The 23,382-nt window shown below is 71.2% G+C and carries 18 protein-coding genes and 3 pseudogenes; 11 read left to right on the top strand and 10 right to left on the bottom strand.

The features are described from left to right. Positions 1 to 3: 3 nt before the first annotated feature. A complete protein-coding gene (locus HEP81_RS00375; protein WP_157854669.1) occupies positions 4 to 207 on the top strand; it encodes a hypothetical protein in 204 nt (67 codons plus the stop codon). A gap of 169 nt (positions 208 to 376) precedes the next feature. On the opposite strand, the gene HEP81_RS00370 is transcribed toward HEP81_RS00375, so the two are convergent. Then, positions 377 to 1,042, bottom strand: a complete 666-nt coding sequence (locus tag HEP81_RS00370; RefSeq protein ID WP_037663689.1) for a restriction endonuclease — start codon at positions 1,040 to 1,042, stop codon at positions 377 to 379. 323 nt (positions 1,043 to 1,365) lie between these two features. Here HEP81_RS00370 and HEP81_RS00365 point away from each other — a divergent pair, with 323 nt between their 5' ends. Continuing rightward, the gene (locus HEP81_RS00365; protein ID WP_037663691.1) at positions 1,366 to 1,734 is read left to right on the top strand and encodes a hypothetical protein; all 369 of its coding nucleotides are present in this window, start codon (positions 1,366 to 1,368) and stop codon (positions 1,732 to 1,734) included. Between the two features lie 674 nt (positions 1,735 to 2,408). Continuing rightward, positions 2,409 to 2,765, top strand: coding sequence for an RICIN domain-containing protein (locus tag HEP81_RS00360; protein ID WP_037663694.1), 357 nt, complete (start codon positions 2,409 to 2,411; stop codon positions 2,763 to 2,765). Here HEP81_RS00360 and HEP81_RS00355 read toward each other — a convergent pair. Next, positions 2,747 to 3,244 carry a hypothetical protein gene (locus HEP81_RS00355; protein WP_037663696.1) on the bottom strand — a complete coding sequence of 166 codons (498 nt, stop codon included), beginning with the start codon at positions 3,242 to 3,244 and terminating at the stop codon, positions 2,747 to 2,749. The two genes, HEP81_RS00360 and HEP81_RS00355, sit on opposite strands and share 19 nt — an antisense overlap. 310 nt (positions 3,245 to 3,554) lie before the next feature. Here HEP81_RS00355 and HEP81_RS00350 point away from each other — a divergent pair, with 310 nt between their 5' ends. Both HEP81_RS00350 and HEP81_RS42275 read left to right on the top strand, forming a co-directional pair. Then, positions 3,555 to 6,473 carry an nSTAND1 domain-containing NTPase gene (locus HEP81_RS00350; RefSeq protein ID WP_078967776.1) on the top strand — a complete coding sequence of 973 codons (2,919 nt, stop codon included), beginning with the start codon at positions 3,555 to 3,557 and terminating at the stop codon, positions 6,471 to 6,473. Continuing rightward, a complete protein-coding gene (locus tag HEP81_RS42275) occupies positions 6,356 to 7,186 on the top strand; it encodes a WD40 repeat domain-containing protein (RefSeq protein WP_338058733.1) in 831 nt (276 codons plus the stop codon). The genes HEP81_RS00350 and HEP81_RS42275 overlap by 118 nt, the downstream gene beginning before the upstream one ends. Before the next feature lie 689 nt (positions 7,187 to 7,875). On the opposite strand, the gene HEP81_RS00345 is transcribed toward HEP81_RS42275, so the two are convergent. From HEP81_RS00345 to HEP81_RS00325, 5 genes and pseudogenes are all read right to left on the bottom strand, one after another. Then, on the bottom strand, positions 7,876 to 8,616 hold the full coding sequence (locus HEP81_RS00345; RefSeq protein WP_037663698.1) for a dienelactone hydrolase family protein: 741 nt from the start codon (positions 8,614 to 8,616) through the stop codon (positions 7,876 to 7,878). 199 nt (positions 8,617 to 8,815) lie between these two features. Further along, positions 8,816 to 8,956 (bottom strand): annotated as a pseudogene (locus HEP81_RS42495) (AIM24 family protein); the annotation flags it as partial. Positions 8,957 to 9,106: 150 nt separating this feature from the next. Continuing rightward, entirely contained in the window at positions 9,107 to 9,364 is a 258-nt protein-coding gene (locus HEP81_RS00335; RefSeq protein WP_037663699.1) for a hypothetical protein, read from the bottom strand. 422 nt (positions 9,365 to 9,786) lie between these two features. Beyond that, complete coding sequence (locus HEP81_RS41015) at positions 9,787 to 10,056, bottom strand: DNA ligase-like domain-containing protein (RefSeq protein WP_243279239.1); 270 nt, start codon at positions 10,054 to 10,056, stop codon at positions 9,787 to 9,789. A 1,350-nt stretch (positions 10,057 to 11,406) separates the two neighbouring features. Beyond that, complete coding sequence (locus tag HEP81_RS00325; protein WP_051850710.1) at positions 11,407 to 13,689, bottom strand: tetratricopeptide repeat protein; 2,283 nt, start codon at positions 13,687 to 13,689, stop codon at positions 11,407 to 11,409. Positions 13,690 to 14,371: 682 nt separating this feature from the next. On the opposite strand from HEP81_RS00325, the gene HEP81_RS00320 reads away from it, so the two are divergent. From HEP81_RS00320 to HEP81_RS00315, 3 genes and pseudogenes are all read left to right on the top strand, one after another. Further along, the gene (locus HEP81_RS00320) at positions 14,372 to 17,452 is read left to right on the top strand and encodes an FG-GAP repeat domain-containing protein (RefSeq protein WP_037663701.1); all 3,081 of its coding nucleotides are present in this window, start codon (positions 14,372 to 14,374) and stop codon (positions 17,450 to 17,452) included. An 86-nt stretch (positions 17,453 to 17,538) separates the two neighbouring features. Continuing rightward, positions 17,539 to 17,968: pseudogene (locus HEP81_RS41005) on the top strand (amino acid permease); the annotation flags it as partial. 122 nt (positions 17,969 to 18,090) lie between these two features. After that, positions 18,091 to 18,393: a YaaC family protein gene (locus HEP81_RS00315; protein ID WP_037663702.1), complete on the top strand. Its 303-nt coding sequence runs from the start codon at positions 18,091 to 18,093 to the stop codon at positions 18,391 to 18,393. Positions 18,394 to 18,486: 93 nt separating this feature from the next. Here the strand turns inward: HEP81_RS00315 and HEP81_RS00310 are convergent. Next, positions 18,487 to 18,780, bottom strand: a pseudogene (locus HEP81_RS00310) (IS3 family transposase); the annotation flags it as partial. Between the two features lie 134 nt (positions 18,781 to 18,914). Between HEP81_RS00310 and HEP81_RS41000 the strand changes: the two are divergent. Then, positions 18,915 to 19,280, top strand: coding sequence for a hypothetical protein (locus tag HEP81_RS41000; RefSeq protein ID WP_243279238.1), 366 nt, complete (start codon positions 18,915 to 18,917; stop codon positions 19,278 to 19,280). Between the two features lie 21 nt (positions 19,281 to 19,301). Here the strand turns inward: HEP81_RS41000 and HEP81_RS00300 are convergent. Then, a protein-coding gene (locus tag HEP81_RS00300) for an IS5 family transposase (RefSeq protein WP_106980134.1) occupies positions 19,302 to 20,176 on the bottom strand; the annotation gives its coding sequence in 2 pieces (ribosomal slippage) (positions 19,302 to 19,838 and positions 19,841 to 20,176; 873 coding nt in all). Between the two features lie 84 nt (positions 20,177 to 20,260). Between HEP81_RS00300 and HEP81_RS00295 the strand changes: the two genes are divergently transcribed. Both HEP81_RS00295 and HEP81_RS00290 read left to right on the top strand, forming a co-directional pair. Next, on the top strand, positions 20,261 to 21,349 hold the full coding sequence (locus HEP81_RS00295) for an RICIN domain-containing protein (protein ID WP_037664652.1): 1,089 nt from the start codon (positions 20,261 to 20,263) through the stop codon (positions 21,347 to 21,349). A 681-nt stretch (positions 21,350 to 22,030) separates the two neighbouring features. After that, positions 22,031 to 22,642: a dihydrofolate reductase family protein gene (locus tag HEP81_RS00290; protein WP_037664651.1), complete on the top strand. Its 612-nt coding sequence runs from the start codon at positions 22,031 to 22,033 to the stop codon at positions 22,640 to 22,642. Positions 22,643 to 23,088: 446 nt separating this feature from the next. On the opposite strand, the gene HEP81_RS00285 is transcribed toward HEP81_RS00290, so the two are convergent. Continuing rightward, positions 23,089 to 23,292: a hypothetical protein gene (locus HEP81_RS00285; protein WP_243279237.1), complete on the bottom strand. Its 204-nt coding sequence runs from the start codon at positions 23,290 to 23,292 to the stop codon at positions 23,089 to 23,091. Between the last annotated feature and the right edge of the window lie 90 nt (positions 23,293 to 23,382).

Below are 23,382 nucleotides of genomic sequence, written 5' to 3'. Positions count from 1 at the left end.
AGTTTGGATATCCGTGCAGCCGAGCTGGAGCCCAGCTCCCGGCTCACCCACACCTTGCCCTCGATCGGGTCGGCGCACCTCGCGCACACGGCCGGGCCCCGCCGCCGCAGTGCCGACGTCGTCTCGCGCGCCGCCTTTGCCGCCCGGGTCTCCGTCGAGCCGTCGGCCCGGGCCACCGTCACCGGCGACGCCGGCGATACGGTGTAGGAGCGCAGATCGTCCGGGGTCGCCCGGTGCTGCTGCCCCTTCCTGCCCCCACGTACGGGGATTTTACTGGTCATGAGCGGAAGCGTAGAGCGCTGGGCATCTGTTCTGCGGCAAGGGCGACATGCCGGTGGGCGGGACCAACCGGTCCCGCCCACCGGCATGATGAAACTCAGCGAAGCTGTGGAGGCTTCCGGGGCGGTGGAACAGCCGGAAGGATCTCCCACAGCGGTCGCCCGCCCCGGGCCCACTGCTCCAGCACCCGCCGGTCGACCAGGTGCAGGCGCTGCCGACGGGCGAAGTCGCGGCCGGGACCGGAGATCCTCCCGTTGGTCACCATCACGACGACGTCCCCGCCGTGCACCGGCCGGCCGGTGCCGTTGAGCGTCTGCAGCTCCGGAGTTCCGACAGCCGAGCCGTCCAGCCCCTTCCTGCGGTGCTTGCATTGGATCACCCACAGACGGCCGAACGGATCGTGCCCCTTCACGTCGGCGCCGAGGTCGCCCCGGCCGCCGCAGCGCAGCGCGTCGCGGGAGCCGTCCCGGGCCAGCAGGTCACGTACGGCGTGCTCGAAGACGCTGTGGTGCATCGCGTCCAGCTGACCGAGCGAGTAGGTCAGGCCCTCGACCCGCAGCTGCGCGGACCGCATCTGGTCAACCTTCTGGTAGATCCAGCCCGCACCGGCGAGCAGCGCCAGCAGGCCGAGCACGACCAGCGCCCACCAGTGCGCCCACACCCACTGTCCGAGCTTGACCAGCACCAACCCGACGACCACCAGCCCGCCCAGAGCGACGAGCAGATCGTCGTCGCTCTTGCGGCGCCGCCGGCGCGGGCTCACCGCAAGACCTCCGCCGCCACGGCGCGCAGCCTCCCGCGCCGATCCCGGCCGGTGTGATCGACGCCTTCGTATCCCCTGTTCCCGGGCATAGTTCCCCCTCCCTGCAACTCCCCGCCGCCTTCATGACAGCACCCGGCACTGACAGCCGGGCCGCCGTCGGGATCGCCCGTCCGAAAATCGCTGGCAGAAGCCCAACAGGTGCGCACAGTCGAGGAGTTGGCCGCTCTGGATTGTCAGTGCCCCCCGCTACCGTCGAATGTTGCGCCGAGGAACACCCGGCCCCGCCTGGGGGCGTTGCCCCCTTTCACCGCCGAGGACCGCCCGTGACCTACGTACGCCCCCATTACCGCCGTGACGGCACCTACGTCAAAGGCCACAACCGCCGCACCCGGCCGCGCACCGCACAGCCCCATACGGCACCCGGCCGCGCCACCTCGCGGCCCCGCCCGGTCCCCGCCGGGCCAACGACCTATGTCCGCTCCTACTACCGCACCGACGGGATCCGCGTACGCGCGCACCACCGGTCCATCAGCCCGCGCACCGTCGCCCTCGTAACGGGCACCGGGGGCGGAACTCTGCTGCTGTTCCTGTTCCTGCTGGCTCTGACCAGCGGACCGGGAAGCAGCAGCAAGGCACCGGCCGGCACCACGCCTTCGCACTCGGCATCGGCCCCCGCCGCGCACCACCCGTAGGACTCACCCCGCACAGCGAACAGACAGCACAGGGCCCCGGGCGACGCACCGCCCGGGGCCCTGTGCTGTCTGCAGGTCAGCCCCCGTGTTCGTGGCAGAAGGACACCGGCTGCGGCAGCCGCCGTACCGTCGCCGATGCCGCGGCGGTCGCCGACCCCGCCACGGGCGTCGCGGTGTACGGCACTTACGGTCAGGGGATTGGTTCGTCGTCGGCGCCGCCAGCGCCTCACGCCGATGATCGTTCGCGCTCGCTGGCGCGCCCTCCACTGCGGCGGCCTCGGTCCTGTACGCCCACGCCTGTGCGTTGAACGGCGTCACCTCCGGTTCGGACGGCTCAGCCCCGTCCTACCTGCGCACCGGCACCATCGGCTACGACGGACCCTCCAGGCTGGGCACTCCCAGCGGCCTCGGCGCGTTCAACGGCACCGGCGGCACCCAGCACACCAGGGCGATCACCTCGGGCGTGTCCTCCTTGCTCTGCCTGGACGGCCCTTCAGCACCGCGAACTTCACCCCGGTCCAGAGCTGGGGCTGCAACGGTACCGGGGCCCAGCAGCGGACCGTCGCCGCCGGCAGCACCCTTCAGGTCCTGGGCGAGTGTCTCGACGTCAACGGTGCCGGCACCGCCGACGGCATCACCGTCGATCTCTACGACTGCGACGGTCCGGTGCGCAGGTGTGGCAGCTGCAGTCCAACGGGTCCGTGCTCATCCCGGACTCCGGCACGTGCCTGGACGACCCGAACCGCTCGGCGACGGCCGGCACGCGACTCCGGATCTGGGGCTGCAACGGCACCAACGCCCAGCGCTGGCACCTGCCCTGGCCCGGCGCGGACACCGCGGGCGGCCCCGATCGGGCCGCCCCGCGGGAAGGCGAACGCGCGGGCCGGACATCCGGGCTTTCGGGCGTCACCCTCACCTTCACCTTCACCCTCACCCTCACTGGGGCTGGGGCTGGAGTCCGGCAGGGCGGGGCCGTCCACCGGTGGACGGCCCCGCCCTGCCCGTCCGGCGGTCAGTACAGGTGGATGTAGCCGTGGCAGGAGTCGAAGACCGTGTGGATCGTGACCTTCACGTACGGGTGCCGGCGCTTGGCGATGGCCACGTCCTTGGTCTGCGAGTCGTAGACCCGCGGGAAGCTGCGTGCTTCCATGCTGAGCTTCTGGATCGTGGTCCTGCCGCCGTCCGCGCGCCAGATCGCCGAGGCGGTCATGAACTTCAGGCCCTCCTTGTCACGCAGGTACGTCTCGCGCAGCATCGTGCGGTTGTTGTCGTAGCCGCGGTACCACACCTTGACCTGGCCGCCGCCGCAGCTGAAGTACTTGTAGTGGTCGCCGGCCCTGACGGCCGCGGTGGCGGGGGTGCGGGCCGCGTCGGGCCGCACGGACGAGTGGGATGCGGCGGCGGAGTGGTGTGCGGGCGCTTCGACGGCCTGCGCGGCCGTTCCGGAGACGGCCGCGGCACCGCACACGGCGGCGGTCAGGGCGAGCGCGGCGCGCTTGGTGGTCCTCATGGCGCGTGTTTCCCCTTCTTCGTTTCCTTGTGACTTCGTGTCTTCGTGCCGGATGCCGGGCGCGGCCCCCGAGGCGGGGTGCTGGCGCCTCGCAACCGACTCGACCGCGGCCGGAATTGAATGGCAGACCCCTTTGACCAGGCGGATCAATGGGCGGGCTGCGGGAACCGGCGGGAGGGTCCACGTCGTCGCTGACCGGCGGAGGCCGTAAAGGCGGGCGGCAAACCGTCCGACCGTGCCGTGCGGCCGTGCGGCCGTGCGGCGGCCCGGCCGGCGGGGCGCCGCAGGGAGCGAAGGGGAGGTGGGGGTGGTGGCGGGACGCCCCGAGAGGCCGCTGGATGCGGGTGAGGGGCCGTTACAGCGCCTGGCGTGCGAACTGCGCACGCTGCGGGGGGAGGCGGGCAGTCCGACCTACCGGCGGATGGCCGCCCTCACCGGAGCCGGGGCCAGCACTCTGTCACAGGCGGCAGCCGGCGAGCGCCTGCCCACGCTCGCCACCGTGCTGGCCTACGTGCGGGCCTGCGGCGGCGACGTGTGCGAGTGGGAGCGGCGGTGGCGGCTGGCGGCCCGCGAGATCGCGGCTAAGCCCCGCGCCGACCAGGACGGCGCCGAACCGCCCTACCGGGGGCTGCGCCGGTTCGAGCCCGGCGACGCGGACCTGTTCTTCGGCCGGACCGGGCTCACCGCGCAACTGGCGGCGACGGTGGGCCGCCAGCGCCTGGTGGCGGTGGTCGGCGCGTCGGGCAGCGGCAAGTCGTCGCTGCTGCGCGCCGGGCTCGTCCCCGCCCTGCGCGCGCCGGACGCCCCCGGCGGGCGTCCGGCGGCCGTCCGCATCCTCACCCCGGGCCCCCGTCCCGCCTCGCACGCCCGCGCCTTCGAACCGGCGGCCGGCGAGGGGAACACCGTCGTCCTGGTCGACCAGTTCGAGGAACTGTTCACCTTGGGCGCGGACCCCGGCGAGCGCGGAGCGTTCCTCGGCCTCCTGCTGGCGGCGTGCGCGCCGGGCAGCCGGCTGCGGGCGGTGATCGCCGTGCGGGCGGACTTCTTCGGCCGCTGTGCCGAGCACGCGGGACTGGCTCACGCCCTGCGCGAGGCCACCGTGCTGGTCGGCCCTATGTCGCCTGCGGAACTGCGCGAGGCTGTCGTCGGACCCGCCGCCGCGGCGGGGCTCGTCGTCGAGCGCGAGCTGACCGCCGAGGTGGTCGGCGAGGCCGCGGACCAGCCCGGCAGCCTCCCGCTGCTCTCGCACGCCCTGCTGGAGACCTGGCGACGCCGCCGCGGTCGTACGCTGACGCTGGAGACGTACCGGGCCGCCGGCGGAATCCACCGGGCCATCGCACGCAGCGCCGAGGAGGCCTACTCCAGCCTCACCCCCGCCGAGGCCGCCGCCGCGCGGGAGATCCTGTTGCGCATGGTCACCCCCGGCGAGGGCACCCCCGACACCCGCCGCCCCACCGACCGCGTCGAACTCGGCGCCGCCACCCCCGAGGCCGGCCACGTCCTCGAAGTCCTGGCCCGGGCACGGCTGATCACCCCGGACGACGAGGGCGCCGATCTCGCCCACGAGGCCCTCATCACCGCGTGGCCGCGCTACCGCTCATGGATCGACGACAACCGTGAGCGCCTGCGCGCGCACCGCCGGCTCACCGAGGCCGCCCGCGCCTGGCACGACCTCGGCCAAGATCCCGGCGCGCTCTACCGCGGCACCCGCCTGGCTGCGGCCGAGGAGGTCTTCACCGGTCCGGGGCGGCCAACCGGCCTCACCGCCCTGGAGAAGTCGTTCCTCGACGCCGCCCTCGCACAGCGCGACCAGGAGGCCCGCACCGCCGCCCGCACCGCCGGGCGACTGCGCGCCCTCACCGCCACGCTCGCGGTCCTGCTGGTGCTGGCCACCACCGCAGGCCTGATCGCCTGGCAGCAGAGCCGCGACAGCGAGCGGCGGCGGCAGGCGGCCGACGCGGCCCGGCGGACAGCGCTGTCCCGCCAACTGGCCGCGCAGTCGGCCGGACTGCTGAGCACCGACCCCGACCTGGCGTCGCTGCTGGCCGTCCGGGCCTACCGGACCCACCCGACCGCCGAGGCGGCCGCCAGCCTGTACGCCGCCGCCTCCTCCCCGCTCGAACAGCGCCTGTCCGGCCACACCGCCTGGGTGGGCTCGCTGGCCTTCAGCCCCGACGGGCACACCCTGGCCACCGCGAGCGACGACGGCACCGTACGCCTGTGGGACACCGCCACCGGCCGCAGCCTGACCACCCTGGCACGGCTCACGGGCGCCGTGGCCTCGGTGGTGTTCGGCCCGGACGGCCGGAGCGTGGCCACCGGCGGCGCCGACCGGACGGCGCGGCTGTGGGACCTCGCCACCGGCCGCGCCGTGCGGACCTGGCACACGGGCGACACACGCACGGGAAGCGGCCTCGACCGGCACGAGGAGAGCGTGGCGCCGGTCGCCTTCACCGACGGCGGGCACACCCTGGCCACCGGCCAGGCCGACGGCACGGTCCTGCTGCGGGACACCGCGACCGGCCGCACCCGTTCCTCGTTCGCCGCCCTGCGCGGCGGATCGGCCGCCTCCGGTGGCGGTCCGGTGGCCTCCGGCGGCGTGCAGCTCGTGTTCAGCGCCGACGGCCGCACCGCGGCCGCCCTCGACCAGCAGGCCGGCACGCTGCGGTTGTGGGACGTCCCCGGCCGCCGCCTGCTCGGCGTGTCCGGGGGGTACGGCGACGGCGCCGCCGCGGTGGCGCTGAGCAGGGACGGACGGCTGCTGGCGGTGGGGGACACGGCCGGGACCGTACGGCTGCGGGACACGGCCACCGGCCACCCGCATGCCGCCGCGGCGCCCGACCCGGGCGCGGCCGTCAGCGCGGTGGCGATCAGCACCGACCGGCGGACCCTGGCCATCGCGCGCGACGACCGTACCGTCAGCGTGGTGGACACCGCGACCGGCCGGCGCACCGTCCTGCCCGGACGCACGAACCTGGTCGTGTCGGCCGCGTTCAGCCCGGACGGGCGCACCCTGGCCACCGGCGCCGAGGACGGCACCGTGCGCCTGTGGAAGCGGCCCCGCCCCGGCCCCGGCTCACGCTGGGCGACCCCGACTCCACCTGCGCACCGGTGTTCAGCCCGGACGGACGCCTGCTGGCCACCGGCGCCGAGGACGGCACCGTACGGCTGTGGGACACCACCACCGGCCGGCTGCGCGCCACCCCGGCCCGCCTCGGACACGCCGTGACGGCCCTGGCGTTCGTCCGCAGCGGGCACACGCTGGCCATAGGCGGCGAGGAAGACGACGTACACCTGTGGGACGTCACGACCGGACGGCAGAGCACCGCCTTCACCGCGCCAGCCGGCTGGCCGGCGGCCTTCAGCCCGGACGGCCGGCTGCTGGCCACGGCGGACGAGCCGCTGCACGACACGGACACCACACAGCCGCTGCGGCTGTGGGACACCCGCGGCGGCTTCACAAAGATCGCCGAACACCACATCGTCCTGGACGCCCCCGTGGTCTTCAGCGCCGACGGCCGCACGCTGGCCGCCGCCACCTCCGAGAGCACCGAGCAGTTGTGGGACACCGCCACCGGCCGGACGCGCGCCACGCTCACCGTTCCCCCCGGCACGAGCCCCCTGGCGTTCAGCCCGGACGGGCACCTGCGGGCCGCCGGGGGCGCAGACGGCACCGTGCGGCTGTGGGATCTCGCCACCGGCCAGGCACAGCGGACACTGGCCACGCCCCGCTCCTCGCCGCAGGTCTTCCTCAGCCCCGACGGGCACACCCTGGCCACCGACAGCGACGACGACGGGACCGTACGGCTGCGGCCCGTCACCCCCGGCGATCCGGACGCGGCCGTCACCAGCATCTGCCACGCCCTGCACCGCGGACTGACCGCGCACGAATGGGCCCAGTACCTCCCGGGCCGGCCCGCCCGCCGCGGCTGCGCCTCGTGACCCGCCGCCGGTCCGCCGGCACGCGGGGGAGCGGCACGGCCGCGGCGACCGGCACCCCGAACACGGCCACCCTGCACAGCTGTGCCTCCGGCGGCGATGCCGTGCCGACCGAAGCGGCACCGCGCGGCGGGCCCTATCTGTACCTGTCAATTGCATCCGCTGGTCAGAGGGCTCTTGATCCTTCAGCCATGTAAGGGACGTATTAGGTGACGCGCCGAGACAGGCGAACAGTGCGCTGAAGCAGGGTTGGCCGCGCTCGGGGGAGTCGCCGACCTGACCACGCGCCGTTCGAGCCGACATCTGCCGGGCGGGACCACTGCGGTCGTTCCCGGAACCCGTCGACAAGCGTTCCTGCTTTCGGGTTCTGGCTCACTTTCCGTGAAACCACACCGGCCGGATTTGCGCCCGCCTCCGGGTAAGCCCCCGACCTGCCGGTTCACCAGGATTGTCCGGTCTCGGGCACCGGGGATCCACGCGAGTGCACGGAAGTTGCGCCAGAGCCCGAGTCTGGGCAGCGCTCGAAGGCTCCACAGAAATCGAGTTCATGACTTTTAGGCAGCATGGGCCCCTGCCGAACGTTCAGCGAGGGGCCCACGGTGTGGACGGAGGCCGGGACGCCGGGACCGTCCTTGACGAGCGGTATGCCGCCGGTCTCAGTTACCGGCTGCCGCCGGTCTGACGGCCCGGCCTCATTTCAGGTGCCGTGTGAAGAATTGGCCCGCGGCCTCGCCCGCGAACTGCGGGACGCCGGTGTGGCCGCCCATGTTGGCCTCCAGGGTTTTCTCCGTGGAGCCGAAGGCGTCGAACAGGTCCAGGGCGGCCTGTCGGTCGTTGCCCTCGTCGTCCCACTGCAGCAGGACGTACAGCGGAATGGTGACCTTCCGTGCCTCCTCGAACATGGCGCGCGGCACGTAACTCCCGGCGAAGAGACCGGCGGCGGCGATGCGCGGGTCGACCGCCGCCAGTCGGATGCCGATGGAGATCACGCCTCCCGAGTACCCGACTGGTCCGCCAACCTCGGGCAGTGCGAGGAACGTGTCCAGGGCGGTCTGCCACTCCGGGACCGCCTTGTCGACCAGCGGGAGGATAAGGGCGTCGACGAGCTCGTCGCCGACGGGTTCACCGGCCTGCAGGGTTCGGCGGAGCTCGGTGCGGGCCTGCTCCATGGCGGGCCAGCGGGGGCGGTCCCCGCATCCGGGGAGTTCGACGGTGGCCGTGGCGAAGCCTTGCGCCGCGCAGTGCCGGGCCCGGGCCGCAAGTCGGGGATACATCCTCGCCAGCCCGAGGGTCGGATGGCCGAGCAGGATCAGCGGCACCGGTGCGCAGGCGGAGGCGGAGGCGGGCGTCCAGAGGAAGCCGGGGATGTCGCCGAGGGTGAAGGCGCGCTCGCGGACGCCGTCGTCGAGAAGCTGTTCAGAGGTGACATGCATGGTCGTGCCTTTCGGGAGTGCACTGGAATGGCGCTCCCGGACGACCTGCCTATCGCCCGACCGTGACCCCTAAGGAGAGCACCCATGTCGATACGTTCACGGGTACCACCTCCTCGGTTTCTCGCACGGCCTCCGCGAATGTAGCAGTGGCCGAACCGGGTCCGTCAAACGGTTTTTGCCAAGTCTCTATGGCCGGGTTCAGCGGGGTCGCCTCGCCGGACACCCGGCGCCCCAGCATGGACATCACCCCGCCCTGGCCGCCCTGGATGTTGGGCGTCACGGCACCCGCTCCCTGATTCTGCCCGCCCCTGTCGCCCGGGGCTATGGAGACACTGCGCAGAGCCGCTGGGGGCGTCGCGGCCTCCCGGGTGGCGGCTCTGCGACGGCGGGGTGTAGCGGCGCTGTCGATTCTCAGGCTCTGGCTCAGCTTCTGTGGTGAGGCCCCGCGCCGGGTGCGCAGGGCCTTCGGGCTTGAGACCCACGATGCTGGTCAGTGACCGGGCGTCGCTGAGCTGCCAGAGTGGTCGATGACGTTGCCGTTAGAGCACTCGTTCTTGTGGTCGCCGGTCCAGTCGCTTAGGGCGGGGACGACGGCGAGCTCCTGGCTGCACACGTCGGCGGCGGTGAAGTTCCAGTTGTTGGCCGCGTTGACCCCACTGCCGAAGGTGCTGTCGTTGTCGGCGAATGCAGGAGTGGCGGTGGACAGGGCCGCAGCGGCCAGCAGGCCGCAAGTGATGATCTTTCGCATACCGTATGAACGCGTCCTCGTCTGCTCAGGTCACGCGGCAAACGGCCGTATGGGGAAGGGGCCAGGCGGTTGTCGAACGCCTGGGTCGGCACCACAGAAGTTGAGCCAGAGTCGATTCTCACGAACACCGAACACGACGCCCCGCCGATGCCATCCAGACTCGGGCTCTGGCGCAACTTCCGTGCACTCGCGTGGATCCCCGGCGTCCGAGGCCGGACATCCTGGTGAACCGGCAGGTCGGGGGCTTACCCGGAGGCGGGCGCAAACCCGGCCGGTGCGGTTTCACGGAAAGTGAGCCAGAACCTGCTTTTGACCTACGCAGCCTCTCTGTTGAGGGCAGAGGTCCTGCGTAGGCAGAACGCCTGACGCTGAGCCGCTGGCGGCAGCCCGGCGCCCTGCCCGGACAGCGGGCCGGCAGTCAGTCAGCGTTCACGGGAGCGTCCTGCGGGTTGGGCAGCGGTGCCGGGCTCGGGTCGCCGCCTGAGCCCGGCAGGGCGGATCAGTGGGGGATGGGCTCGCTGGTCTGGTTCGCTGTCCAGGCCGGTGTCCGCGGGCAGTTGGGTGAGGGCTGCTGCCTTGATCTCGGGGAAGGCTGCGGTCATGTCCGTTCCGCGCCGGGAGCGCAGCAGCACTCGCCCGCCCGCATACACGGCGAGCTGGGCACGGTAGCCGTCCGGCCGCCCATCCGGCATGCAGCACGGGGTTGTCCACGGCCACGGTCAGCATCGGCTCGGGCAGGAACCAGGTCATGCCGTGATCCCTTCCACGCCGCCCACCCGGTACAGCCGACGGCGTCTGCCCGTGGCCGCCCGCCGCGCGAAAAGGAGGGGTTCGTGTGGCGGCGACGAGGGCGCGGACTGGTCGGACTGTGACCGGCTACCCCTCGGCAGCTTGGGGGTCAGGTGCAGGCGACCGGGCAGTGCCGACTGGAACATAAATTCGAACAGGTGATTGAATCGAGTCATGCGGCCGATCCCTGATGACCTCGCCCGAGCCCACGAGGAGTGGCACGCCACCTACCGGCAGCTCGCTGAGTGCCCCCGCGCTGAGCTGCGGCGCCGTCTCCTGGACCTGTCGGTACGGGTGGTGTCCCATCCGCATTGGCGGGGCCGGCCTTCGGGGGCGTGGGCTGCGCTGCAGGGTGCCGGCCGTGTCCGGTCTGCCGCCTGAATCCGCGCGGCTGCGGGCGATCCTGGCGTATCTGGAGCGGCAGATCGCCGAGACCGAGACCGTGGGTATCTACCTGCGGCTGCAGTGCCACGCGGTGCGCAAGGCCCTCGCCCACGCCCAGACGTCTTCCGGCCCCGGGCGGGATCGCGAGGTGCGGGAGTCCCGGCCGCGGCGGCCGCCGTCGGCGCAGTACCTGATGGAGACGAAGCTGAACCCGAAGGACCCGTGGCCGGTCACCCGTCCACGTCGGCGACTGCACGATCCGGCAGGGGCGGCGGACCCCCGCTTAAATCACTGCGGAGCAGGCCCGCCTGGTGCTCGCGGACACGGTGATCGGGGCCGAGCTGTGCCCGATCTGCCGGCCCGAGCTGGGCATCGACCTCGCATGAGCGCCCCACGGTCCGCCCCGGACCGGACGTCAGGAGACCGGTCGCCGCTGCGGCCGGCGGGCCCAGGCCATCGGCGGACCGGGGCGCTGTACGTGCTCGTGGCCTTCGCTCGTGCTTCCTGCGTGCGACCGGGCAGGAGACCGTGGGACTCGGCCGTGGCGACATCTCCTGCGGAAACTCTTGCGGCATCTCTTGCGACTTCTCCTGCGCGGGGCCTGCCGGCGTCGCCCGCATCGGTGCAGATCAGCCCCGCCGCGCGGGCGTGGTCGGGGCGCTGGCATCCCCGTTGCGGCCGCTTTGCCCATGTCTCTTGGCTGGTGTGGAGGGAAGGGAGGGGCGGGATGGGCGGTACGGCTGCGGCCGGGGACTGCGGGCGCGCTCGGTCTGGTTGCGCGGCGGCCAGGCCCGCCGCGCCGCGGCCGCCGCCGTGTATCCGGTCGTGGTACGGAGGCCGGCTACCGCCCTCGCTGCCAGCCGAGAGCTCTACGACTGGGACAACGCTGCTTCCAGGCGGCTCACGATGGGATCGAGCTGGCTGGCATCCACGGGCAGGACGCCCCGCAGGTCTGCAAGGTCGTTGAGCACATCCTTGATCTGATGACGGCTGGTACTGGCTGAGAGGAACACTTCTACCTGATCTTGCGCCCTTCGCCAGTCCGGTAGGCCGCATAGCACCACAAGCAAGCCGCCTGCCGCCCAGACCGCTTCCAGGCCCTCACCCGCTGCCTCGGCCTGGGAGGCCTCCACCGCACGGCGCCACCGCTCCGCTGCACCCTCAGAGCCCAGCAATCGAAGGACGACGGCGCTCTCATAGATGGCCCAGGCGTAGTCGGGGTCGAGTTGGATGGCGCGGTCGAAGTCGGTGAGTGCCTCGTCAAGCCGGTTCAACTGCGCATAGATCGCGCCTCTACCGGCAATGCGATCTGCGTCATCTGGTTTTAGTTCTATGGCGCGGTTGTAGTCATTCAGCGCCTCTTCGTAGCGGTCCATGCGCTCATACGTCAGCCCTCGCCCCTGTACCGCTCTTTCGTAGTCGGGGTCGTGGGCCAGTGCCGTGTTGTAGTCGGCAAGGGCCGCCTCGTATGCGCCGGCGTTGCGGTGTTCGCGGCCGCGGATGGTGTGAGCCAGCGTTCGTGTGGTGGCGGTGATAACTGGGATGGTCAGCAGCTGTGTCAGGGCCGCGATGAGGAACGAGGCATCGGTCCCGGTGTCCTGGAGGTTCTGGCCTAGCTGGGCGAGGGCGGGGGTGTTTGTGTCCTGGCCGGCTTGGGTGAGTGTCTGGGCCCAGCGGCGCAGGGTGGCTTCTCCGTGGTCGCAGGCCTGCACGGTCTCGTGGATGGCGTCGGGCAGGGCTTTGTGGGGTTGTGCGCACAGCTGGTGGTAGGTCTGGTTGAGCCGCAGGTCACGCCAGTGCTGGTTGTCCCAGTGGCCGTCGGCGGGAAGGGTGGCCTCCAGGGTTTCGCGCCACTGTCCGAAGGCGTCGGCGAGGCGTGCGTGGTCACGGCTCCACTGGGTGGGTGAAGCGGCGCGCTGGACGCGCAGCATGGGACTGCGTACGACTTGGTGGTAGCGGCAGCGGCCGGCCTGGTCGATGACGAACGACAGGCTCCGCAGCCACGGGTACCCGGCGGCCTCGGGTTCGCCGACGGCGGCGCGGTAGATGTCCTCGTTCAGTTGCAGCGGTAAGGCGCAGGACAGCACGGCAGCGCGTTCGGCCGGATCCGCTATCCACTTCAGGAACCGCTCGACTGCGGTGTCGGCCGGGTCACCCACGGCTGCGGCATCGCTCGGCCGGGCCTGGGCGAGCGCGTCGACGAGGACAGGCAGCCGGCCTGACACTTCCAAGATCACCTCGACCAGCCTTTCGTCGGTGATCCCTTTGGCTGCCAGCAGTTGCCGGGCTTCGTCCTCGGTGAAGACGTCCAACAACACTTCGTCGATCATGCCGAGGCAGTCGCCCCAGCAGCGGGCGTCCAGTCGCCCCTGCCCGGACAGCACGACGATCACGTTCAGCGGCAGGCTGCCGTAGTCTCCTTCGACCAGGAGGTCACGCAGCCAGCTGTCCAGGACTGGGGCGGTCTGCTCATAGGTGTCGAAGAAGAGCACGACCCACGGGACACGCTGCGCGACCTCTGTCAGTTCCCTGGCGAAGACCGGCGTGAGCACCTGCACGGGTGACAGCACCAGTTGTGCATCGTCATGGCTGCGGAAACGGGAGCTCAGCGCCGCCCGCAGCCGATCCGCGCCCTGGGCCACCTGCTTGGCATCGACCGCGCTGGTGAACGGGGCCAGTCCCGGCACCATGCTCAAGCCCACCAGACCCACCTGCGTGGCCACCGTGCTCGACACCGACGCCGGTGACCCCTCCGCCTCGGCTGCCGGCGCGCCGACCGCCGTCGTCTCGGCCTCGTGCCGACGCTGGTGGTAGGTAGCCAGCAGCTTGTCGAAGCCCTTCAGCCCGCAGCCCTGCCGGCCCAGCTGCTCACTGACCGCCGCCATGGCCTCAACGGCACTGTGCACGTCGTCATCGACAAGAGCGGTCACCGCGCCGTAGCGATCACGTGCCTTGGTGTCCCACTGCCTGACCAGCGAGGTCTTACCAGCCCCCGCGATCCCGTGGACGTGGAACAGAAACTCAAAGCCGTCAGCGCCGGCCACCCGCTCCAGATTGGCCTGGAAGACACCCACCTCGTCACGCCGGCCCACAAAGTCCGATCCGCGCCGACGCCGGATGAACTCCGCCCGCGACACCCCACGCTCTGCCATCTCCCAACCCCCTCCACGACTTGCCAGCATCATGCCCTCGCCACTCCACCAGCACCGCCGTTACGGAACACCCGGGGCCGACGACCCCCGGGAAGCGGATCCGCTGGCCTCGCCCCGGGCCGCCCGGCGGCGTCTCCTTGGGACAACGGCTGTTCACGGCTGGCGCGTACGAAGACCTCGACCGGCTGCTGCCGCTGCTCCTGGCCGGGGCACACCGCAGTGTCCAGGAAGGGCCGGCCGGCGCTGCCCGGACCGCACCAGCGCGGCGGCCGCCGGGACAGCGACCGTCCATTCGACTGTGACCGCCGCGACGACCGCCCGGGCTTTCGCGCCGGTGGCCACGAGTGCCGCATTGCCGTCGTGACGACCAGCGCGGCACCGGCTCTTTCGGCCGCCGCGACGACAAGCCGCGCTGAAAGCGCAACGGCTGACGCCGAGTGAGGCGATGAAGGGCCTGCACGACTCCGGTCATTCAAGCCCTTCCTCGTGTCCGGCCACCGATTTGCCCGACGGACCGTCCGGCAACCTGCGGGACGCATGTACTATCGGGCGACTTCCGAGGGGACATGACAGGCCGGGCGGGGTGATCGCGAGCGGCACACGTCCCCCCACCGCTCCCCGGGGAGGACCCGCTTTGGTTCGCCATGCCCTCATACGTCCGGCCCGGACGGGACGCGCCGCGTTGGCCGTCGTCGCGTCGGCCGCACTGACAGCCGCACTCGGCCCGCTGGCACCGTCCGCCGCGGCGGTGGGCGCACCCCAGGAGACGGTGGTACCGGCCACGCCGCGTGACACATACACGTCGGCCTCGCTGTACAGCACGTCGACCTACGGCGGGCATGACGGCGCCGGCGCCGAGGGCGTCTTCCACCGGCTGGAGGGCCACTCCGGGCTGGTCTGGACGCGGTACGCGGACGGGCGGTCCGTGCCCGTGACGCAGCCCGAGGGCGTCCTCGCCACCTGGGCCACCGGCTCCGACGTCCTGGCGTACCGCTACGAGGGCGGCCGGGTCGACCTGTGGAACGCGGCCGACGGCACCACGCGCACGCTTCAGGTCCCCGCGGGCCAAGGGCTCTACACGGCTTACGACGACCTGGCGGTGGGGTACCGCAACGTGACCGGCGGGGACGGCACGGCCGGCAAGGAGATGCACCTGCTGTTCCCGGAGCCGGGTGGCACCACTCGCGACGTGCCGGTCACGGGGCTGCCGGACGGGGTGAAGCTGCTCAAGCCCCAGGGCGGGGACGCCTCCGTGCTGCTGTTCAACGCCGTGCAGGGGCAGCAGTACGTGTCGGTGCTGGTCGACCGGAGCACGGGCGAGACGCTGAGCTGGACCCCGGCCCGCGGCAAGGCGTACCTCAACGGGTACGTCACCGCCGGTCACGTCGTGCTGTTCAACATCAACGAGTCCAAGGTCCTGGTGCTCGACCGGTCCGACCTGTCGGCCCCCGGCACCGAGGTCACCCTCGCCGGCGGCGGCAGCGTCAACCCCGCGCAGAACCTCGCCGTGGTCGGTGACTGGCTGGTGTACCGGCCCAGCAGCGGTACGGCCGTGCTGGCCGAGCCCCTTGCCGGCGGCTCATCGGTCCAGCTCGCCGTGTCCGACCCCGGTATCTCCGTGACACGGGACGGCGCCGCCGTCTTCCTGGGCCGTACCACCGCCGACGACTGGGGACTGCAGCGCATCGAACCGGGCCCCGACGGCAGGCCGTCCGTCACCCAGGTGAAGGCCCTGCCCAAGCCACCCGCGCGGATCCAGGGACTGTCCCTGGAGCAGGGACGGCTCGTCGTCACCGACGCCAGCCGGCGCGGCCGCCGGGACGACTACGTACGGACGGTCGCCGCCAGCGGCACGCCCGAGTACGGCGAGCGTTCCGACTTCACGCCGCAGGTCTCCTCCGACGTGCCGATCGGCAGCTGCCCCGCCACCGACGTGGCCTGCTCGCAGATCTACGGCACCACGGACGGTCGCATCGCCTGGCTGGAGCACGTCTCGGATACGGAGGACCGCATCCGCGTCAACGGGCCGGCCACGGGGGGCTTCTGGGACCGGACCGTGCCCGCCGGCGGACGCATCACCGACGTCTCGGGCCGCCACCTCCTCTTCACGGGCGCCGACAAGCAGTACGTGTACGAGATCGGCAACTACGGCGCCCCGGCCGTCACCCGTGCCCCGGGCGCCGCCGCACTCTCCGGTGACCTGCTGTGGACGGCGGGCTCGGCCCCCGGCACCGTCACGGCGTACGACCTGACCGAGAAGAAGACCACCGGCACCTGGGACACCGGCGCCGGCTGTGCGCCCACGGAACTGCAGGCACTGGGCCGCTGGATCTACTGGATCTGCGACGGGGGCAGGGCGGGCGTCTTCGACCGTACGGCGGGCGCGTCCGTGTCCGTCCCGGCCGGCGAGGCGAAACTCGGCGACGGCTACGTCGTCACGCACGACAAGCAGGCCGGCGCACTCGTCCTCACCACGTTCGCCGACGGCACCCCGGCGAGCCGGGTGATCGGCGCGCTGCCCGACACGGGTGTCTCCCAGCGGGACGTCCGCTGGACGGTGGACGAGTCGGGCGGCAACGTGGCGTACGTGGACGGCGAGGAGCGGGTGCACCTCGTGCCGTCCGGGGTGCGTCAGCAGCCGCTGCGGCTGCTCGCGCCCGCCGGGACGACGCCGTACGTCGAGGGGCACGAGTACGAGACGGTGCCGGACACCCTGGCCACCGTGCTGCTGTCCAAGCCGTCGTCGAAGTGGGACCTGAGCGTCCGCAACCGCGCGACCGGCAAGGTCTACACGGACGGCCGCGACGGCGGGCCGGCGCGCGGCGAACTGGCCGTCGGCTGGCACGGCCTCGACCCCACCAAGCCGGGGGACACGTTCGTGCCCGACGGCTCCTACGACTGGACCCTGACCGTGACTCCCGCGGACGGCGTCGGCGCGCCGCTGGAGGTGCGCGGCACCGTCCGGCTGTTGCACGGCGCGCCGGTGCGCCACGATCACGTGGGCTCCGACGGGCTGCCGGACGGCGCCGCCGACCTGCTCACGCTCAACTCCTCGGGCACGCTGACCTTCCAGCAGGGCACGGGCAAGGGCACGTTCTCCGGCAAGGAGTCCGGGGGCGGCTGGTCCTCCAAGGTGTTGGCGGTGCCGTTCGGGGACCTGGACGGGGACCGTTGCAACGACGTGCTGGTGCGCATGAGTGACGGCTCGCTGCGCGGCTACAAGGTCAAGTGCGGTCTGGCGCCGCAGCCTTCGATGGGGTACCAAAAGCTCGGCACGGGCTGGAACGCGTACGACGTGCTGACCTCGCCGGGTGATCTGACCGGTGACGAGCGGGCCGATCTGCTGGCCCGCAGGGCGTCGACCGGGGACGTGTACCTCTTCGCGGCCAAGAGCGACGGCACGCTGGCGGCGGCCAAGAAGATCCGGTCCGGGTGGACGGGCTACACCAAGCTCGTCGGCGCCGGGGACCTGAACGGCGACGGCATCGGCGACGTCCTCGCCCGGGACAGGGCGGGGACGCTGTACCGCTACAACGGGGCGGGCAACGGCCTGCTGAAGGACCGGGTGAAGGTGTTCTCCGCGTGGGGCGCCACGTACAACGCGGTCGTCGGCGTCGGCGACATCACCGGTGACGGCAGGAACGACCTGGTCGAGCGGGACACGGCGGGCAACCTGTACCGCAACGCCGGTGACGGCAAAGGGTCGTTCGGGGCCCGGGTGAAGATCTCCGGTGGCTGGCAGGGTTACAAGGGCCTGTTCTAGCGCCATCCGGTGCTGAGGTGATGTCACGCCCCCGGTAAGGGAATTGCTGGGGGCATGACGGCTGACGCGAGTGCGAGTGAGCCGGCCTGGTGGACGAAGAACGGCTGGCCCAGCTCGGTTGCACGCAGGTCCTCGCCCGGCGGCTGTCGGCGTTCTCGAACTACGCCATTTTTCACGAGCATCTCGGTGCTGTCCGGCTGCTCACCCTGTACCTCTTCGGCGTGATCATCGGTGGCTCGACGGTGACCACCTGGGGCCGGGTCGCGGTGGGCCGATGGCCCTGCTCGTGGGCCTGGCGATGGCCGAGATCTGTCCGCTACCCGACGTCGGCCGACCTGTTCTTATGGGCCCCCGGCCGGCGCCCCCGCGCTCGGTGGCCTGGGCGGGTCCACCGGCTGGTCCAAGGTGCTGGGCCGGGTCGCGGCGACCGCCGGCATCGGCTTCGGCGCCGCGTCCTTCCTCTGCGGCTACCTGAACTTGCAGTTCGGCTTCGGGGCGACACGGGGCCGGGTGCTGAAAGGCTGTCAAGAGTCTTGAAGGATGTGCCAATTGAGATCATTCGCTTAGATCCGCGCCCGCGTACGCGAGGGAGAAATTCATCCTGCGGCGTCAACTCGACAGCGGGTAGCGTCCCGGCCATGCACAGCGATCTCGACGCCGATGAGGCGTGGGAGCGGCTACGGGCCAGCCGCTCCAATCCGCCGGCCAGAGCCAACACCGAATCCCGCCGCAAGACGTACTCAGCAGCCCTGGAGCAGGGTCAGCAACTGTTCCGCGCTGCTGCCGGCGTGGGCCCGGCCACGAGCCCGGTCCTGGCCTTCTGCGGCCTCAGCCAGGCCGGCCGTGCCATCACGGCTGCCGCCTGGTCCCTCAAGAACGAGGACTGGCGTCTCGACACCCACGGGATCAAGACCCACGGGGTTCCATCTCCCGTTCCCTGACATCGAGATCCGCACCGATCCGCTCGGCACCCAGGGCAGCTTCGTGAAGGTCAGCGAGGTCCTCGACTCACCTGGGTTGGGTGACGGCGGAGTTTATGCAGCCAGGGCTGCGGCTGGGGTCATGATGGTCTCGTACTCGACGGGGGTCAATCGGGCCAGGCGTCTCTGACATCGGCGTCGGTGGTAGGTGCGCTCGATCCAGATGACGATCGCGATCCGCAGTTCCTGGCGGGTGGCCCAGGTACGGCGGTCGAGGACGTTCTTCTGCAGCAGCGCGAAGAAGCTCTCCATGGCCGCGTTGTCGCCGGCCGCGCCGACCCGGCTCATTGAGCCGACCAGGTCGTGATGTGCGGTGACGGACACGAACTTCCGTGAGCGGAACTGGGCGAGTTCAACCGGTCCGTGCAGCAGACCCAACCGTAGCCGCTCGATGTCACCTGCGTGCGAGCTACCAGCATCTACCCCATGGAGTCAGCAGCACATGCCACCAGCGTCCCAGCACATCCAGCCGGGCGACTTCCGTGAACTCCCGCAGGCCCATCAAGAGGAAGCTGCTGCTGACCACCTCGTCGCCTCTCGACCTGCTGGACGAACCGGTTCCGGTGCTGCCCGGCTGCAGCGTGCTCGCCGCCGGGCACCCACGGCTGGATGGCGGCGTCCGGACCCTGCTGGCGGCCCGTGCGCCCAAGGCCCGGGTTCGGGGCGTCACCGCGCGCCTGGTGCTCGGCGCGGCCCTGCTGGGCTGGACCGGCTTTTCGTCAACCCTGAGGCGCTGGCGCTGGCGCGGGCGCACTGGGAGGTGTCCGGAAAGGGCCGTTGACGGGAAAGGGGTGGTTTATCCGGGCGCTCGCCGGGATCGCGCGCCGCGCCGGAACCTGCACGGCTAGGGCGTGTTGTGAAAGTGCTGGTCAAAGCCACTCGTTGATGGCTGCGACCAGCACTGTCGCTTCGTAGCGGACGGCGAGTTTGTCGTACCGAGTGGCGACGGCCCGGTGGCGTTTGAGCCGGTTGATCCCGCACTCGACCGCGTGCCGCTGCCTGTAGTCGTCCTTGTCGAACGCCGGTGGACGCCCGCCGCGCGAGCCGCGCTTGAGGCGGTTGCGGACGCGGTCCGCAGGGACTGGGATGGTGGCTTTGATGCCGCGTCTGCGCAGGTAGGAGCGGTTGCTGCGGGAGTCGTACGCCTTGTCGGCCCGCACCCGGTCCGGCCTCTTGCGCGGCCTGCCGAGTCCCAGCCTCGGAACCCGGATGGCTTCCAGGACCGCTTCGAACTGCGGGGAATCGCCCCGCTGTCCAGCCGTGATCACGACGGACAAGGGCTTCTGCCCCTGCTCGACCGCGAGGTGGATTTTGCTGGTCAGCCCGCCGCGGGATCGTCCGAGACCGTGGTCGGCCGGCTCGACGAAGATCCCGCCGGGCGGTTCCTTCTGGAGATCCCCCTTTTCACCGCGCCGGCAGCGTGCTGGTGAGCCCGGCAGACGGTGGAGTCGACGTTCACGTCCCAGGTGACCAGGCCCTCCGCATCGGCCTCGGCCTGGAGCTGGGTGAGGATCCTCGCCCAGGTGCCGTCCCGCTGCCAGCGCCGGAACAGGTCATAAACCCGGTCCCACGGCCCGTAGCGTTCGGGCACGTCACGCCATGGGGCACCGGTCCGGGTCCGCCACCGTATGCCGTCTATCAGCTGCCGCCGCGTCCACACCTGCGGACGACCCGGCTTGATGCCTTGCGGCAGCAACGGCTCAAGCCGGGCCCACTGGCCGTTCGTCAGATCCCCACGTCCCACGAAAGGTGATCATCAACGAACAAGATCCACTTTCGCAACAGACCCTAGTTTCCCCGGGTCTTGCAACCGGCGAAAGGACAGCCCGTGGAACACCAGCCCATATCCCGATGGCGCCGGGCCCGGCGCGCGGCCGCCGTCGGGCTCGGCGCGCTCGCGGTGCTCGTGGGGGTCACCGTCGGGACAGCGGCCCCCGCGAGCGCAGCCACCACCGCCCCCGACCCGGCCCAGCTGACGGGCCTGACGCTGACCTCGGTGAGCAACGGCCGCGGTCTGGACGTGCAGAACGGCAACACCGGCGACGGCGTCTTCCTCGTCACCAACAGCGCCCCCGGCTACCACCAGAAGTGGAGCGCCCACCTCGACACGGACGGCTCCTTCACTCTCGTCAACGACGACACCGGCAAGTGCGCCACCGCCGGGCTGCCGCTCGCCCAGCAGCCCTGCGACGGCCGCAACGGCGAGCGCTGGTACTTCCAGCCCGTGGCCGGCGGCTCCGGCGCCTTCATGGTGCGCAACGTCCAGGACGACAAGTGCCTGGACGTCTGGTACAATGCGCAGTACAATGACGCCTGGACCGACACCTACGGCTGCAACGGCAGCCAGGCCCAGCAGTGGCGGCTCCCCGCGGGCGCCCAGGAGGCCGCCGTCGCGTCGGCCGTCGACCACGCGGCGGCTCGCTGCGTGAAGGACACCTCCAGCTGCTCCTGGCGCACTCTGGTCCAGGCCCCGGCCGCGCCGCTGCCGCAGCAGTGCGTCTCGCCCGTCTGGTACAACGGCACGACGGCGGCGGTGCCCTGGACGTTCTCCATGAAGCGCACCACCGGCTGGGGGTCCGAGCTGGGCTTCAGCCTTGGCTCCGACCTCGGCACCGGCGGCGCGTCCCCGGTCACCGCGAAGATCAGCACACAGATCAGCGGCAAGGTCACCCAGAGCCTGACCGATGAACTCGGCAACAGCCTCACCATCAGCGTGCCGCCGGCGCAGTACGGCTGGGTCGCCTTGTCGGAGCTGGCGACGAAGGTCACCGGCACCTGGACTTTCGACGTCAACGGCTACCCCTGGACCGCCGCCGACACCCTGACCGTCCCGCTGCTCAGCGACGACCAGGGCGGTGCCAGCATCTACCTGGCCCGGACCAGCGAGACCTTCTCCGGCTGCGGCAGCGCTTCCTGACCGTCCCTCGCCGGATCTCCTCACGGTAAGAGGTTCCTCGGGCCGCCGGTCCGAGGAACCGAACACCTGCTTGGCGCACACGTCGTCCCCTTCATCACCGCGTTCGGGGACATTAACGCTCGGAGGGGGGTTTGTTGGTGTGCCGGGTCGTTGGTGGCCTGGGGTGTTGTGGGTTTGTTGAGAGGCGGAGTTGGCGGTTCGACGGGGTGGCCGGGTGTGTGGGAGAGGTTCATGGCCGATACGCCGACGGCACCTGTTAGCTGCCGTGCGGAGGCGGCGGTGGTAGGCCTGCTGCCATGGCAGGGGCCAGGGTGGATTCCACCACAGATCGATCAGGGTCAGGGTTTCGGCCCGGGTGGGGGAGAGGCGGCCCTGGCGATCTCGCCGTCAGTTCTCCCCTGGGACTGGCAGGCTTGGCTGCGATGACGGTCCCCGACGCCCGGTCTCTGGCCCTCGGTGTGTGGCCCGGTCCTCTACCGCTGTGACCGGTGTTCATGGTTCTTGCCGGTCGGGGCCACGTTCATCCGGGTACGGCGAGGATCCGTCCGATCACGCGGCGGCCGGAGCTTCGAGGGCTACCCGATGTCGCGATGAGTTCGGCCGTCTCTGCCAGTCTGTGTATATGCCGTGTGGTCCGATGACCCCAGGACAAGCGCAACCGTTGCCTCCGGAGAGAAGCTGATGTCCGACACCACCTGCCATATGTCGATCTCTCTCGACGGCTTCGTCGCCGGAGCCGAGCAGAGCCGAGACCATCCGCTGGGCAAGCGCGGCCAAGAGCTGCACGGCTGGCACATCGGCGACCCGCGCGCGACCGAAGCCGACCGTAAGGCCACCAGCTGGCTGATGCGCCCGCGTGGTGCCTACGTCATGGGCCGGAACATGTTCGGGCCCATCCGAGGTGAGTGGAACGAGAGCTGGGATGGATGGTGGGGTCCCGAGCCCCCCTACCACGCCCCGGTCTTCGTGCTCACTCACTACGCCCACGAACCGATCGAGATGGCAGGAGGAACCACTTTCCACTTCGTCACCGAAGGCTTCAACGCCGCTTACGCGCAGGCGCTCGAGGCCGCCGACGGCAGGGGTGTGGACATCGCCGGCGGTGCTTCGACGGTTCGACAGGCACTCGACGCCGGCGCGATCGATGAACTCACCCTCGACATCGCACCCGTCCTACTCGGCAGCGGCGAGCGCCTGTTCGACGGCGTCGAGACCTTCGACTTCGAGCCCGTCGAGGTGCTCAGCTCTCCTCTGACCACTCATATCCGCTACCGCAGACGAGACGCCGGATGAGAGCCAACGAGCCCCCTCCTGGTCCGGCTCGTCGCGCCGGTCCATGGCGATGGTGGTGCCGGTGCCCATGTCGAAGGGCCAGATCACGTCCGGCAGGGAGTCCGAGCGGGGTAAGGCGGTGAACGCCGGGCGCCGGTCGGCGGAAAGGTGCCTCCGTTCCAGGAGGGAGCGGACCAGCTTGGACCACACCCCTCCACTCCAGTGAGCGCCATCTCAGCCGATCACTTGCGGGCCGGCATCGGGAGACCGCGGCTCTGCCGGGTCTGGCCACGGTGTCGGTGTTGTACACCGCGCCGGCCGCCTCCCAGCTCCTGGCCCCGGTGGTCGGCACCCTGGGCGGCGACAGCTTCGAGCTGACCACGCGTTCACTGATGCCAGTGACATACGACGACGAGGAGAGACTCGCAGCCGTCCGGTCGAAGCGGCGGCGCATCGAGGTGCGGGCGTCAGCTGCGCCGCCTCGCGGAACATGGTTGTGTCGCCGGGTCTGGTGGCCCTGACGAGTTCTTCGGCGAGGTCGTCGAGGCCAGTATGAGACTGGACGGCTCCCGGTCTTCCGGGTGCGCGGCCCATGCCGCGCGCAGGTGGGCGCCCTCGTACCGCAACACCTGCTCCCGGTCGGCGTAGAAGTCGCGTATCTCAGGGTGCATCAGACAGAGCCGCATCGCGTATTGCGCCGTGACGGCGGCACTGCCTCGAACCCCGGAAACAGCCGGGGCATGCGGGTAGCGTGCGCACAG

This window comes from Streptomyces griseofuscus (assembly GCF_014673495.1).
Classification (GTDB): Bacteria; Actinomycetota; Actinomycetes; order Streptomycetales; family Streptomycetaceae; genus Streptomyces; species Streptomyces murinus.
Note: the sequence above shows the minus strand (reverse complement) of the source record. Positions and strands in the feature narration are given on the sequence as shown.

What these genes read in the sequence shown, in the direction of transcription:
- HEP81_RS00315 (WP_037663702.1), top strand. Translation starts at nt 18,091, where the DNA reads ATGCACAGCGATCTCGACGCCGATGAGGCGTGGGAGCGGCTACGGGCC.
- HEP81_RS00355 (WP_037663696.1), bottom strand. Translation starts at nt 3,244, where the DNA reads ATGAGGACCACCAAGCGCGCCGCGCTCGCCCTGACCGCCGCCGTGTGC.
- HEP81_RS00290 (WP_037664651.1), top strand. Translation starts at nt 22,031, where the DNA reads ATGTCCGACACCACCTGCCATATGTCGATCTCTCTCGACGGCTTCGTC.
- HEP81_RS41015 (WP_243279239.1), bottom strand. Translation starts at nt 10,056, where the DNA reads ATGCCGGATGGGCGGCCGGACGGCTACCGTGCCCAGCTCGCCGTGTAT.
- HEP81_RS00345 (WP_037663698.1), bottom strand. Translation starts at nt 8,616, where the DNA reads ATGCATGTCACCTCTGAACAGCTTCTCGACGACGGCGTCCGCGAGCGC.
- HEP81_RS00285 (WP_243279237.1), bottom strand. Translation starts at nt 23,292, where the DNA reads ATGCACCCTGAGATACGCGACTTCTACGCCGACCGGGAGCAGGTGTTG.
- HEP81_RS00325 (WP_051850710.1), bottom strand. Translation starts at nt 13,689, where the DNA reads ATGGCAGAGCGTGGGGTGTCGCGGGCGGAGTTCATCCGGCGTCGGCGC.
- HEP81_RS00335 (WP_037663699.1), bottom strand. Translation starts at nt 9,364, where the DNA reads ATGCGAAAGATCATCACTTGCGGCCTGCTGGCCGCTGCGGCCCTGTCC.